Origin of the sequence: Parabacteroides sp. PFB2-10 (genome assembly GCF_029893085.1) — a bacterium.
Taxonomy (GTDB): domain Bacteria; phylum Bacteroidota; class Bacteroidia; order Bacteroidales; family Tannerellaceae; genus QVMG01.
The window spans coordinates 60,776-74,800 of the sequence record NZ_JARXWI010000014.1; the positions used below are offsets into that span (position 1 = coordinate 60,776).

Consider the following 14,025-nt stretch of genomic DNA (forward strand, 5'->3'; position numbering starts at 1 on the left):
CATGAAAAGTAAAAACCGCTTTGTTATCATTCTTACACTGGCATTCACACTGCCAATTCTTGCTATTTTTTCGATAGTTTCTTGTACGGAAACCGGATCGGCAAGACAGGAAGGACCGTGCGACATTTTCGCTGCCGAAGGCACGCCCTGTGTGTCGGCCCACAGTACCACACGCGCGTTGTATGCCTCATACAACGGACCTCTCTATCAGGTGACGCGTCAATCAGATGGTAAAACAATGGATATACACTTAGTTCCATCTGAAAACGGCAATCCCGGAGGATATGCCGATGCCGCTTTGCAGGATGCGTTTTGCTCCAATACGCTTTGTTGGATATCGGTTATTTACGACCAGTCGGACAAAGAAAACCATCTTTACCAGGCTCCTCCGGGCACATTTGTCGGGCCTGCAAAAGGCGGATTTAATACGTTGCCAATAGCCGATATGGCTCCGGTAACTATTATGGGTCACAAAGTGTACGGCACTTATATCATGCCTGGAATGGGGTTGCGCAACAACGATGCATCAGGCCTCGGAATCGACGATGAGGCGGAAGGGATTTACATGGTTTTCGACGGCACTCATTATGACAGCGGCTGCTGTTTCAACTACGGAAACACATCGACCAACAGCGACGCCGTAGGCAGAGGCACTATGTCGACCGTCTATTTCGGCACGTCTACGGCATGGGGCCGCGGAGCCGGCACAGGACCTTGGATCATGTCGGATATGGAAGCAGGATTATTTTCCGGCTATAACACGAAAGAAAATGTAGAAAGCCCAACTATCGACTCCTGGCGCTTTGTGACCGGGATGGTCAACGGCGGCGGCGGGAATGTTTGGGAAATACGCGGCGGAAACGCACAGGAGGGTGAATTGTCTCTTTTCTACAAAGGAATCAGACCGGAATCGAACGAAAACAGCAACTACTACCCCATGCACAAAAAAGGAGCGATCCAGCTCGGAAACGGGGGAGACAATGGAAACGGTTCGGCCGGAACATTTTATGAAGGCGTTATGACTTTAGGTTACCCGAGTGAAGTTGCCGTACATGCCGTTCAGAAAAACATCGTGGCAGCGAAGTACGATGTGCAACGGCTAAGCATGTCACGCCTTACGACCTTTACGCCGAAAACGGCACAGGAGGTAACCGTCAGCTTTACCAATACGACAGGAAAGGCGGCAAAGAAAGTGACGTTGAGCCTGGACCTGCCATCGGGTTGGGATGCTGTGGTTTCCGGAACAGACGATAAGGCAAAAACTTTTTCCGGCTCAATAGCCGCAAACGAAACAGTGACTGCAACGTTTACCGTCATTTCACCGGAGTCGGCCGGAGTCGGCTACCTCACCGCTAAAGCTGAATGGAAAAACAATACGAAAGGAATTCAATCGGATCTAAACTCCCAACGGATAAGAAATACGATGCCGGTGAAAATAAATGAAGTCCGGTTAAATACCAACCTGAATCCGACGAACCAATTCATTGAACTTTACAATGGTTCGGATCAGGAAGTCGATATCTCGAACTGGTCATTGATAAATACCCGGAGCGAATGGGCTCCGGTGAAACTGGCAACCATCCCGGCAGGAACTAAAATAGGATCCAAAGAGTTTTACCTGCTCAGTATGGCAGGATCAGGCCTGGCAGCACCTGCGGTTCAAGGAAGCAACACAATCAACGTGATCAGTACGACCGGTTATAAAGTAGGGCAACGCATTCAGATCGATGACGAAATAAGAGAAATACAAAGGATTGGCACCCCAGCCTCGCCTATGACCCTGATCTTTGTTCCTGTTTCGACCGGACCCTGGTTGATCCTCCCTGCGGGGACAAGAAATATTCCGGTAAAAAACACCACTGGATTTGAAGTCGGACAAATGATCGGTATCGACAGAGGTGGGAATTATGAGCAAGCTACGGTTACCTATGTGGGGAAAGCATCTTCCCAAACAAAACTTGCCGTTGAGGCAAAGGCCGGCGAAACCATTATTAAGGTGAATGGCAATACCAATTTGACCGTTGGCGATAAATTGACAATAAACACCGGATCTCGCAAGGAAATAGTTGAAGTAAAAAGAATTATAAACACAGTTTCAGAACCGGTACGTGGTGGAGGCTTAGAATTGTCTATGCATCGGGTTCCGGGAGAAATAGAACTAACCGAACCGTTGAAAAAAGATCACATGCTGGCTGTCGATGTGTCTTGCCCGGGAACAGGGATCACTTTTACTCCAGCCACGAAGTTTGCGCATCAAAGTGGCGATGCCGTTCAGGCTCTCGGGAGCGGCATAACGCTCTCCAAGGCATTGGATAACGGCCATGAATTTGGCGCACCCGTTATAAATGCCGCCGTAAAATCGACTGGTTATCAAGATGCCTTCGTACCGAATCAATGGTATGGAAATCCTCTTTCCACTTCTGCCGGTTCGATCGCGCTGATGGACGCCACCGGAGAAATAGTAGTTGACGCCATGGTCTATGGCTCACAACAAAGCAATTCCAGTGCCAATGGCACGATTGCCAGTCCCGAGTTGGCTACGCTGGAAGGAGTGCAAAGCCAGGGAGGCTGTATTGTTGTTGTTCCTGCCTCCGGCAGAGGACTCCAGCCCGCCACTCCAGCTGCATGGGAAATAAACAGGAGCTTTGGCCGATATCCCGATGGATCCGATACGGACAACAACTGCGACGATTTCTCACTGCAAAAGACTACTACATTGCTGCTCCCAGCCTCTTCGGGCTCAAACAATATCAAGATAGCAAGCACTGCCGGTTTTGTGGCCGGACAAGAGATTACTGTTGGGTCAGGCTCCAAAAAACAGACGGTTTCTATAGCTGAAGTCGGTACAACAGGAGCGACAACTACAACAATGACGATAGAGGTCGGAGCAACGGTTATCCCGGTTGCAAACACAACCGGTTTTAGCATCGGACAGACTATTGAAATCAACAAAGGTGCATATCTTGAGAAAGCAGTTATTACGTCGATAACCGCCGGACGTCGCGCCTATGGTGGCAACAGTGGTTCGCCGAGCTCTATCACGGTTTCTCAGCCGCTTCAGAAGGCACATGCAACCGGAGTGCAAGTTGCGGGAAGTGGTATTACGCTTAAATCGAATCTCATATTGTCATTCGAAAACAGCGCCCCTGTAAGCGAAGGAATACCTACACCGGGCGCTCCCAATAAGTATGCACATTAATACAGGAAAATACAAAATCTAAGTTGGTGCGTTTGGAGAAAAAGGGGCGATTCATTGTTTGATTGCACTCTTTTTCTCCGAACCAACCTTTCGGGATTGAAGGAAAACGGAAAGAAAAATAAGTCCTAAACCTGCATAGAAAGGCAGGGTGAGTTCCCGGGCTTCTCCAAAGAAAAGCATGGCCAGGATGATGCTGTAGATGGGTTCCAGGTTGTAGCTCAGGTTGACGGTGAAAGCGGAAATGGATTTGAGCGCTTCTATCTGCAACATATAAAGCCCGATCGTACAGAACAATGCCAGGATAAATAGCCACAGGAGGTCGGTCGTGCCCGGAAACAGGGAGGCCACCGGTGAGAAATGCAAGTAAAAGGGCATCAGGCAGACCAGCATCAGACAACCGCCCACCATTTCATAGAATAACATGGTGGAGGAGGCGTGACGCACGGCCACCTTTTTGTTGGTAATGGTAAACAACGCTGCCAAGGCAGCCGAAGCTACCCCGAAGAGAATGCCTGTGCGGTAGCGGGTATCGAACTGAAAGATCAGGGCAATGCCGCATACGGTAAGCAGGCTTAATGCCAACTCGCGCCAGGAGAAACGCCGGCGAAGCAATAATGGCTCCAGTAAAGCTGTAAAAAAACTGGTCAATGAAAAACAAATCACACCGATAGATATATTCGCCAGTTTGATGCTTCCGAAAAAGAAAACCCAGTGGAGTCCCAACAAACAGCCCGTAGCAGCTATTTTCCACATCTCCTTTCCCCGCACCCGTACCCAGGTCTTCGTCAGGCGCAGGATCGGGTAAAGGAGCAATGCGGCAAACAGCATACGATAGAAAACCAATAACCCTTCGTTGAGGGTTATCAGTCTTCCGAACAGCCCCGTAAAACCAGCCAACAGGATGGAGAGGTGGAGCTTGATAAATATGCTTTGATCTTTCGTCGCCATCAATATTTGAACGTTCCCCCACCCAGGAACTCACGCAATAGCGAGGTGCCCGGCAGGTCGGCCTCATTGATGTAATTGAAATAGCGCAGGAAACGCAACAGGCGGTAGGCCTCCGCATTCTCCTTATCGCATTCGCGCACCTCCCGGAGGATGGGCTCGGCAAACTTACGCAAGGCGGCCAGTTCGTAGAGCATCGCGCTATTGAACATCGCGTCGGCGTTTTCCTGATACGGGAAGATCCACTTGTCTTCACCCCGGCGCACGCTGGGCCAGCGCGAAATAGTCTCCTGTGCCGAATAGCCCCGGAAGCGGTAGTCGCGGATGATGCGCCGCAATAGGCGGTTGTCGGTTGTCGGGATCCAGTTGTGGTTGTCGAGCGAGATAGAGGTCAGAGCCGACACATACACCCGGTATTTGAAATGATCGTCGATAAAAGCGGTCAACTCCGGATTCAAGGCATGGATGCCTTCGATCATTAGGATGGAGTTTTCCTTCAGTTTCAACTTCTTACCTTTGTATTGACGCGTGCCTGTCTCGAAATTAAAGCTGGGCAGTTCGATCTCTTCGCCTTTCAATAATCGCTCGAGGTCGCTATTGAAATAGGGAAGGTCGAGCGCATACAGGGATTCAAAGTCATATTCGCCATGCTCATCCAGTGGGGTATCCACCCGATTCAGGAAATAATCGTCGAGGGAGATGCTGACCGGATGGATCAGGTTGGTGATCAATTGGATGCCCAACCGCTTGCTAAAGGTCGTTTTCCCCGAAGAAGAAGGGCCTGAGATTAATACGATGCGTACGCCCGTTTGATGGAACCCTTTGGCAATCTTCACGGCAATATGGGCGACCTGTTTCTCCTGCATGGCTTCCGATACCATGATAATCTCGCGACTATGTCCGGCAGCGATCTCCCTATTCAGGTCACCGACATTATCGACACTGACCGTGCGTTGCAGGGTCAGGTGTTGTTTGTAAGCTTCGAACATCTGCGGCTGGGGAACGATATCTTCCAGTTGGCTCATATCGTCGCTACGGGGTATACGCAACAGGATTCCACCCTCATAAGGAGCTAAATCGAAGAGGTGGATATAGCCGGTCGAAGGGGTCAGGCAACCATAGAAATAGTTAATATATCCATCGAGCTCGTAATAGGAGGTGTAGAGCATACCGGCCGATTCAATCAGGCGCGCTTTGTCTTCCATGCCTCGCTCGCGAAACAAGACGGCAGCATCCTCCGTACGGATGGTGCGGGGAACGAAAGGCAGGTCGGCATCGATGATCTCCTGCATGCGGATGCGGATGCGGTCGATGGTCTCCTGATCGATCTCTTTCCCGTTGTGGATCACACAGTAGTAACCCTTCGAAACAGGATGTTCCAGGTAGAGGGTGGCCGTTGGCAGGATATCGTTTACTGCCTTGGAGAATATATGACAAAGGGAACGCACATAGGTGCGAAGACCGGACGACCTGGTGTAGTCGATATACTCAATGTCTCTTGGATGCCAGCAACGGAAAGTCAAGCCTTCTGTCTTACTATTAACCTGGGCGTTCATGGGACGGTGCGGCAGCGGTTCTCCTAATCTTTTGTAAATATCGAGTAATGAAGATCCTATGGGCACATCTAAATAGGCATTGTTGTTTTTGCAGAAAATTGTAATGGTATCAGGCATAATAATCTATTTAATTTTGTAATTTCGTCCCCCAAAGTAAAGAATATTAATCAGATATACAATCGCATAAACCTATTTTAAATGGACTACTCATTTTTTGACTTTTTGACCCTGGTAGGATCGTTGGGGATGTTCCTGTATGGGATGAAAGTCATGAGCGAAGGTTTGCAGAAGGTAGCAGGAGAGAGATTAAGGGGCATCCTGTCGGCCATGACAACCAACCGCTTCACCGGCGTATTAACCGGTATCCTGATCACCGCTCTTATTCAATCTTCCAGTGCAACGACCGTTATGGTGGTCAGCTTTGTAAACGCTGGACTTCTCTCGTTAGCTCAATCCATCAGTGTCATTATGGGAGCCAACGTAGGGACGACGGTGACCGCCTGGATTATTTCACTTTTTGGCTTCAAAGTAGATATCAGCGTGTTTGCTCTTCCGCTTATCGGTATTTGTCTGCCGTTGATATTCTCAAAGAAAAGCAAGCGAAAGTCATGGGGAGAATTCCTGATGGGTTTCGCTTTCCTGTTTATGGGGCTTGCTTACCTGAAAGATTCCGTTCCCGATTTGCAAAGCAACCCGGAGGTATTGGCCTTCCTGCAGGGATATACCCAGATGGGGTATGGCTCTATCCTGCTCTTTCTGGCCTTGGGTAGCATCCTGACGGTGATCGTGCAATCGTCGAGCGCGACGGTAGCCATTACACTTATCATGTGTACCAAAGGATGGATCCCCTTCGAGATGGCGGCGGCGATGGTCTTGGGAGAGAATATCGGAACCACGATCACGGCTAACCTGGCGGCTCTTTCGGCGAATGTATCGGCCAAACGCGCGGCTATTGCCCACCTGATGTTCAATATATTCGGTGTCTGCTGGATCCTGGCGGTGTTCTATCCTTTTACGAATATGATCTCCTGGATCGTTACCAACTACGGACCGGGCGACCCCAAGGCGATGATGGAGTTCCTGAATACATTATCTCCGGAAACCATCTCGGCCATTACCTCCGGACAGACGCTGACCGATCCTTATTTGATCGATCTGCAGAAACAGTTGATGTCGCTGCAGGTATCGGTGTCGTATGGCCTTTCGCTCTTCCATACATTGTTTAATATTGCCAATGTATTGATTATGGTCTGGTTTGTCAATGGCTATGTATTTGTATGCTCTAAACTGATCAAATCAAAAGAGAGCGAAGAGGAAGAGTTCCAGTTGAAGTATATCTCTTCGGGTATGCTATCGACCTCCGAGCTTTCATTGATGCAGGCTCATAAAGAAATTGCGGTGTATGGAGAACGTACCAACCGTATGTTTGGTATGATCAGGGATCTGATGAAAGAGACCAACGATGACGACTTCATGCAAAACTACAACCGGATAGAAAAGTACGAAAGCATAAGCGACCGCATGGAGGTAGAGATTGCTAACTATCTGACATACGTTTCCGAAGGACGCTTAAGCTCGGAAGGGAAAGAAGAGACTCGTATCATGCTGCGTACCGTTACGGAGATAGAAAGTATTGCGGACTCCTGCTACAACCTGGCTCGCTCTGTCAAGCGCCGGAATGAAGGCAAATCGGTATTTACCGACGAACAGAACGAGAACATCGAAAAGATGATCCAGTTGTTGACAAAAGCGATGGATCGGATGAATGTGATTCTGAAGAAACAGGATCTTGTGCTCGACGATGTCAACCCCTCTTATAATCTGGAGAATCAGATCAACAACCTGCGCAATCAGTTGAAGACGAAGAATATCGAAGACGTAGACAATAAGAAATATGACTATCAGGACGGGGTGTATTATATGGATATTATTGTTGAATTCGAGAAGATGGGCGACTACATTCTGAATGTAGTGCAGGCCATTGTGGAAAAGAAAATATAAATTCACTACCTTTGTACATAATCTATTAATAAAAAAGGAGTTCCGTTATGAATAAATATATGTTATGGCTTGCGGTGTTATTATTGTGTGTGCTTGCTTTTACGGCCTGTGATGGTGAGAAAGATATTCCGGATCCCGATCCGAATCCTACGCCAACAGAGAAAACAACCAATGACTGGATATACGAAACCATGCTGGAGAATTACCTTTGGTATGACGAGATAGAGAAAAAAGAGGCCTATAACTTCAGCCTGACGCCGGATAAGTTCTTTGAATCGCTTTTGTCGGAGAACGACGGTCTTTGGGAAGGTAATACAGGACGACGCTATAATTTCCACTTCTCCTATATCGAAAAGAAACGAACCAAGAGCAAAGCCATCTCCGACCTGGATCCAACCTATGGGTTTGAGTTTTATGCTTACGGCATAGCAGCGGGACAAAATACTTACCTCTATGTACGCGTATTGTATGTCCTTCCCGGTTCTGCGGCTGCTGAAGCAGGGCTAAAGAGAGGCGATATGATTGTTGGATTGGATGGAAAAGCAGACAACTTGAAAGATTATGCTTTGCTTGAAGACGGGAATGGTGTAACTCTTTCCATAGGAGATGTACAATCCAATTCAGAAGGATACATTACCGGAACCACTGTAACCCATATAATTACCTTGTCTGCCGCTCGTTTAACAGAGAATAATCCTCTTTTCTTAGATACAGTATATCATATAGGTAATAATAAGATTGGCTACCTGGTGTATAACCATTTCTCTTCCGGCCCGAAAGATTCTTACGAAGACAAAACGTATGACAACGAGATGAAGTCTATTTTCAAAAACTTCAAATCGGAAGGAGTTAATGAGTTTGTGCTGGATTTGCGTTATAACGGAGGAGGATTAGTCTCTTGTGCCCAGACTTTAGCTTCTTGTTTAGCTCCAAGTGATATTATTAAAGATTCTAAGAATTATTTTTGCATCATGAAAAATAATGGAAAATCAACTGCGAAAGCGAGTAATAGCTATTATCCGTTTAACAGTTCTCTAACCTCTTCAAACCTTAATTTGACAAAAAAACGTCTTTATGTGCTTACTGGTCGATGGTCCGCTTCTTCCTCTGAAGCGGTTATCAATGCCCTTAAGCCTTTTATGGATGTCATATTAATTGGCGAACAAACCCTAGGAAAAGCTGTAGGTTCCATCCTTTTTGGGGATGGAGACGAAGGTGATAAATATGATTGGATTATGCATCCGATTGTCATGAGTATTTGCAATCATGATGGTGATTACGCTTATAGTCAAAAAGGTTTTACTCCAGATGTTCTTAATGACGAGTACGGTCTCCCCTTTGTTAAGTTTTGTCAATTGGGCGACACCAACGAGACTCTGCTATCGACAGCCTTAGCCTTGATTGCTGGACAGACTCTCTCCGCCCCGGCATTGCGCTCATCAGCTTCCATGCCTACCCTGGAGCCTGTTTATAGTTCTGTTGGACGCCATGTTCCTCAAGGCTTAATCTTCGACGAAGGAATGTTGGAAATGGCTAAATAAAAGAGAGATAAATTCAAAACTTTCTATATCCCCTTCTTGTTCATTTAGAAACAAGAAGGGGTTTTTTATGAATCTAAAAGAACAATATTGGCGCATCTCCTTAGTCGCCTTGATTATTTTATTAGGCTATGTCCTGTTTCAGTATATGCAACCGTTTATGGGAGGGATCCTGGGGGCATTCACCATCTATGTGCTTGTGCGCAAGCAAATGCTTTACCTCACGGAAAAAAAACGCTTCCGTCCCAGTTGGGCGGCGCTTCTATTGTTGGGAGAGGTTATCTTAGTTGTCCTTATCCCACTCTCGTTGATCCTTTGGCTGATTATCAATAAATGGCAACACTTCAACCTCGATACCGCCATGATTGTCTCGGCGGCTCAGCACGTGGCCGACCTGGTACAGGAAAAGATTGGTTATAACCTATTGAATACCGACAACCTGATCTCCGCCGTCTCCGTATTGCCTAAGATCGGGCAGTCGCTGGTGGGCAGCATAAGCGGCTTTTCCATCAATATGATCGCGTTGATCTTTGTCTTGTACTTCATGTTGGTAAGTATCCGTCCTTTCGAAACCTATATTATGTCCCTGCTTCCCTTCAGCAACCGGAACAAACGGCGGGTGGTGAATGAGATCTACCTATTGGTCAAGTCCAATGCTATCGGCATCCCGCTATTAGCGGTTATTCAAGGAGCTATTGCCTTGATTGGTTATTACATTTTCCAGGTTCCCGAACCGATTATATTCGGTGTGATCACCTGTATCGCCACCGTGATTCCTATTGTCGGCACCGGATTGGTATGGGGACCATTGGCCATTTATATGGCTCTTTCGGGCGAGTGGTTCAATGCCATTGGTCTGATTGTATTTGGTTTATTGGTTGTCTCCAACGTCGACAATATGATCCGCTTCGTGCTTCAGAAACGCTTAGCCGATACACATCCATTGATCACCATCTTCGGGGTGATCATAGGGCTTTCTATGTTTGGATTTATTGGCGTTATCTTTGGCCCGATCCTGATTGCCATCTTCCTGCTTTGTGTGAATATCTTTAAGGAGGAGTTCTTGGATAATAAAAAGAAGAAGATTATTCTGCCGAAGAAACAAATGAGTAGTGAACACTAACCACTAAATCAATACCATTGCTGTGCGTCGCGGTAGTTGCTGCTCTGATTGTATTTCAGGTCTTTCAACAAAGAGGAGTTAACGGCGATAGAGAAAGAATAGGATTTATAGGGACCCACCGGCATAAAGCTGGCCGACATCTGGAAGCAGTGTAATTCGCGTGTGATGTTACAACTCAAGTTGGTAATCTTCTTTGCATCGAAGTTGTAGGTAGCGTTGAAATTAAAACGCCAGTTCTTTGTCGGCTGGATATTTCCGTTGAAGGTAAGGTTGTGCGTCAATCCATATTTGTATTCCAGGCGTTTCTCATCAATTTTCTTTGTGTCGTAGCCCAGGTTCATGGAGTAGTTGATCGTAAAGCTCCAGGGGATTTGGGTAATCAGGTAGCCATCATCATCCCGTTCGCCCACCTCCTTCTTTTTGCCTAAGAGACGTCCTCCGCCCTGTTGGTCACCCTCCATACCGTCGCCCCCTTGTTGATCAGGAGAGGTCATGCCATCGCCCTGTTGAGAGTCGCCGCCGCTATCGCCTTTGGAAGAGTCTTTCTTGCCGCCAAATAGCTTTTTGAACGTATCGTTGTTGAAGGTATAATTGAAAGAGGTACCCGTGCGCTGCAGGCGTCCCAGGCCGCGTCCGTTCATCACGCGCAATTTATCCACCTTGCGCAAACCGGTGATATTCCCTTCCGAGTCTCTGATCGCCTCGTTCATATAGGTGTCGAAAGTCATATTCAGGTTGAGGGTGTAGGCCTTTCCGAACTTGATACGCAGGTTGGCATTGAAGTTCTGGCTCCACTTAAAGGAGTCGACCGCCATGTTATAGCCAAAACCGGTCAGCGACAATTTATCAATCAGGCTAACCTTCTTTTCCGCGATCGAATCGTTCTTCGAGGCTACCTTCATCTCCAGGTTGTTGTCGAGCGAGAAGCTCACCATGCCCGACTTACCGGTCGGCGGCACCCCGTAGATCCCATGGCGGAAAGGTGAGTATTCATAGATTTGCTCTTCGCCTTGGCTATTGACATAAGAGTAGCGCTCCATAAACCCAAAGAGTGGATCGCCGAAGTCGGGACGATAGGAGACACTGACAGAAGGCTCCAGGCGATGACGTATCATTTGGATACCGGTTAGTTTCTTCAGAAAAGCCACCGGTGTGAAATCCCCATATATCGTAGTCGATGCCGAGAGAGAGGCGTTGAAGTCATACAAACGATAGAAGCCCATCGTCGTATCGGCCGGTGCCATCCGCTGCGCTATCGGATCGTAAGTCTCTGTGATTTTGCTGGTATACCAACGCTCTGTATAGTTGAACGAAGGACTGATATTGATATAATTAAAGACATTGAAATTGGCGCTCACCGGAATATTATGCTTCATCCCGTTCTTCCAGTCTTTCAACAGGCTCGATTCCATCAACAGGTATTCTTTGGTGTTGATCGTATTGCGCAGATAACCCGAATAACTCATCGAGATCTTTTCGTACCATCGCTCCTTGCCCACCGCATTTTTTCGTTTGAATGGATAGATACGCGACATGGTGATGGAGATATCCGGCAGGGTAACCGCCAGCATCGAGTCGCGCGTTTGCTGATTGACGCTGAATGTGGCTGCGACCGTAAACGGACTGTTGGGGAAACGCTGTGTCAGGTTGATCGTCGACCCTTTGTTGTTCTGCGAGGCATCCGAATAGCCATTGCTGCCGGGATAAAAACTGCCGATCTCATTGCGGTGATAAGAAGAGGTGGCGAAATTCACACTGGCGGAGAAAGAGCGGTATGGGTTCATCTTCGCATCCTGCGTATGGCTCCATTTCACCGAGAAATCCTTGCTCTTTGTATAGTCGGGCATGCCTTTGTCGCCCTCCACATTGACGGCGTACGATAGGTCGAAATTACCCGAGAACTTATAGCGCTTGCGGTAGGTCGAACGGGCATTGACGCGCCACGATCCTTTGGTATAGATATCGCCCGTCAGCGCCAGGTCGACATAATCGCTCAGGGCAAAATAGTATCCTCCGTCGTGCAGGTTGAAACCACGTTTCGATTCATCCCCATACGAAGGCATAATGATACCCGACGAATATTCGCTGGTGAAGGGGAAAAAAGCAAAAGGCAGGGCTACCGGCAACGGCACATCTTCGATCACCAGATAAACCGGCCCGGTTACAATATCTTTATTCGGGCGCACCTTCGCCTTGGTCATCTGAATATAGAAGTGAGGATGGTCGTGGTGGTCGCAGGTGGTATATTTCCCCCCGACCATATTGAGGGCGTCGGTCTCTGTCTTCTTCGTGCGGTCGGCAATCACATAGCCTTCCCCCTGCTGGGTCACCACATGGGTGATATATCCTTTGCGCGTCTTGAAGTTATAGCGCATCGTCTTGCCTTCGTATTGCTGATCGCCCTGCGAGAAAAGAGGATAGCCGAACTCATCGCCTATGGAGTCGAGCGCAAATTTGGCGTACACCTGGCTGCTGTCCATATCGATGTCGATCGCCTCCGATTGCAGTTCGATATTCTGGTATTTCACATTTGCCTCTCCGAACAGGTAAGCCATATTGCCGGCCGTCATCACGATGGAGTCTTTCGCAGAATAGATCACCTTCGCCTCCAAGGGGCTTTTCCGTTGGGGAACCGTATCGACAGCCACATCACCTACCGTGACATAGACCGAGTCGTCAGGCAATACCGATCCCTCCGGGGATATCACCTCCTGAGCCCCGGCATACAGAGTTCCTGCAAGGAAAACGCAGATATATGTCAATAATCTCCTCTTCAATTGTCAATCTCTTCGGTCTGCAAATGTATAACAATTTCACGACCTCCCTTGTAGAATTAGCCTAAAAAGAGTTTACACCAATACTTAAAACGCTCCACACCGTCCTGTCCATACCTCTCCAAGCTCCGGATCGCCTTATCGATCGAACGTTCTTTGTCGAGTTTTGTTTTGCTGAAGAACTTATCGGCAAAGCAGATCAACTGCTCTTCCAGGCTGATGGGTTGCATATCGCGGTGCGGGATCGGCAGGTTGCGCCCCAGAATGGTTTCCAACGATAGGCCGGTGCCTGTATGCCGTTCACACACGAGTGCGTGGCGTGGATAGCCGGCTTTTTCTACCAATTCGGCTCCCAGATAGCCATGGCAGATATACTCCACATCACCAAAACAACCGATTTCAGGCGCGTTACACAGGAACATGCCAATATCGTGAAGCATTGCTGCCTCTTCTATAAACTGGGTGTCCAACGCCATCTCCGGATGGTTGCGGGCAATCGCCAGCGCTTTGTCGGCCACGCTCCGGCTATGGGTCACCAGAATGCGGTAACCTTCGGAGTCAATCGGGTAATAGTGAGTAATCAATTCGAACGGATCCATGTTACAGCTGTTTATAGTACGCAAATATAGGAGTTTAATTATTATTTTGTGTATGGATTTAGTCAGAGAATAGCTGGCGAGGGTAAGATGTGAAGGAAATAGGAGATGGGAGTGAGGGGGAAAGGATCAGATAATGTAATATGTGAAGGAAAGCAGGTAACGCCCATAGGCGTTTAACTCCTAATAACCCCCAGTGAAGAGAGCGAAGCGAACGACTGGGGGTGCTGCATAAAGGACTTAATAAAAAAAGAAACACAAAAAGGTTAAAAATGGTAAGAACCGCCGTTAAT

Annotated in this window: 8 protein-coding genes; 4 read left to right on the top strand and 4 right to left on the bottom strand. The window is 47.8% G+C overall.

Annotated features, from left to right (window positions below):
- Window position 1 precedes the first annotated feature (1 nt).
- Entirely contained in the window at window positions 2-3,199 is a 3,198-nt protein-coding gene (locus M2137_RS11810; protein WP_280766648.1) for an arabinofuranosidase catalytic domain-containing protein, read from the top strand.
- Window positions 3,200-3,250: 51 nt separating this feature from the next.
- On the opposite strand, the gene M2137_RS11815 is transcribed toward M2137_RS11810, so the two are convergent.
- Together M2137_RS11815 and M2137_RS11820 are read right to left on the bottom strand one after the other, a co-directional pair.
- Complete coding sequence (locus tag M2137_RS11815; RefSeq protein WP_280766649.1) at window positions 3,251-4,147, bottom strand: DMT family transporter; 897 nt, start codon at window positions 4,145-4,147, stop codon at window positions 3,251-3,253.
- A complete protein-coding gene (locus tag M2137_RS11820; RefSeq protein ID WP_280766650.1) occupies window positions 4,147-5,817 on the bottom strand; it encodes a nucleoside kinase in 1,671 nt (556 codons plus the stop codon). The genes M2137_RS11815 and M2137_RS11820 overlap by 1 nt, the downstream gene beginning before the upstream one ends.
- An 81-nt stretch (window positions 5,818-5,898) precedes the next feature.
- Between M2137_RS11820 and M2137_RS11825 the strand changes: the two genes are divergently transcribed.
- The 3 genes from M2137_RS11825 (at window position 5,899) to M2137_RS11835 (ending at window position 10,362) form a co-directional block, all read left to right on the top strand.
- The gene (locus M2137_RS11825) at window positions 5,899-7,701 is read left to right on the top strand and encodes a Na/Pi cotransporter family protein (protein WP_280766651.1); all 1,803 of its coding nucleotides are present in this window, start codon (window positions 5,899-5,901) and stop codon (window positions 7,699-7,701) included.
- A gap of 47 nt (window positions 7,702-7,748) precedes the next feature.
- Window positions 7,749-9,242, top strand: coding sequence for a S41 family peptidase (locus tag M2137_RS11830; protein ID WP_280766652.1), 1,494 nt, complete (start codon window positions 7,749-7,751; stop codon window positions 9,240-9,242).
- 67 nt (window positions 9,243-9,309) lie between these two features.
- On the top strand, window positions 9,310-10,362 hold the full coding sequence (locus M2137_RS11835; protein ID WP_280766653.1) for an AI-2E family transporter: 1,053 nt from the start codon (window positions 9,310-9,312) through the stop codon (window positions 10,360-10,362).
- 8 nt (window positions 10,363-10,370) lie between these two features.
- Here M2137_RS11835 and M2137_RS11840 read toward each other — a convergent pair whose 3' ends face one another.
- Together M2137_RS11840 and M2137_RS11845 are read right to left on the bottom strand one after the other, a co-directional pair.
- Window positions 10,371-13,139 carry a putative LPS assembly protein LptD gene (locus tag M2137_RS11840; RefSeq protein WP_280766654.1) on the bottom strand — a complete coding sequence of 923 codons (2,769 nt, stop codon included), beginning with the start codon at window positions 13,137-13,139 and terminating at the stop codon, window positions 10,371-10,373.
- A gap of 56 nt (window positions 13,140-13,195) precedes the next feature.
- Window positions 13,196-13,735: an HD domain-containing protein gene (locus tag M2137_RS11845; protein WP_280766655.1), complete on the bottom strand. Its 540-nt coding sequence runs from the start codon at window positions 13,733-13,735 to the stop codon at window positions 13,196-13,198.
- Window positions 13,736-14,025: the final 290 nt, after the last annotated feature.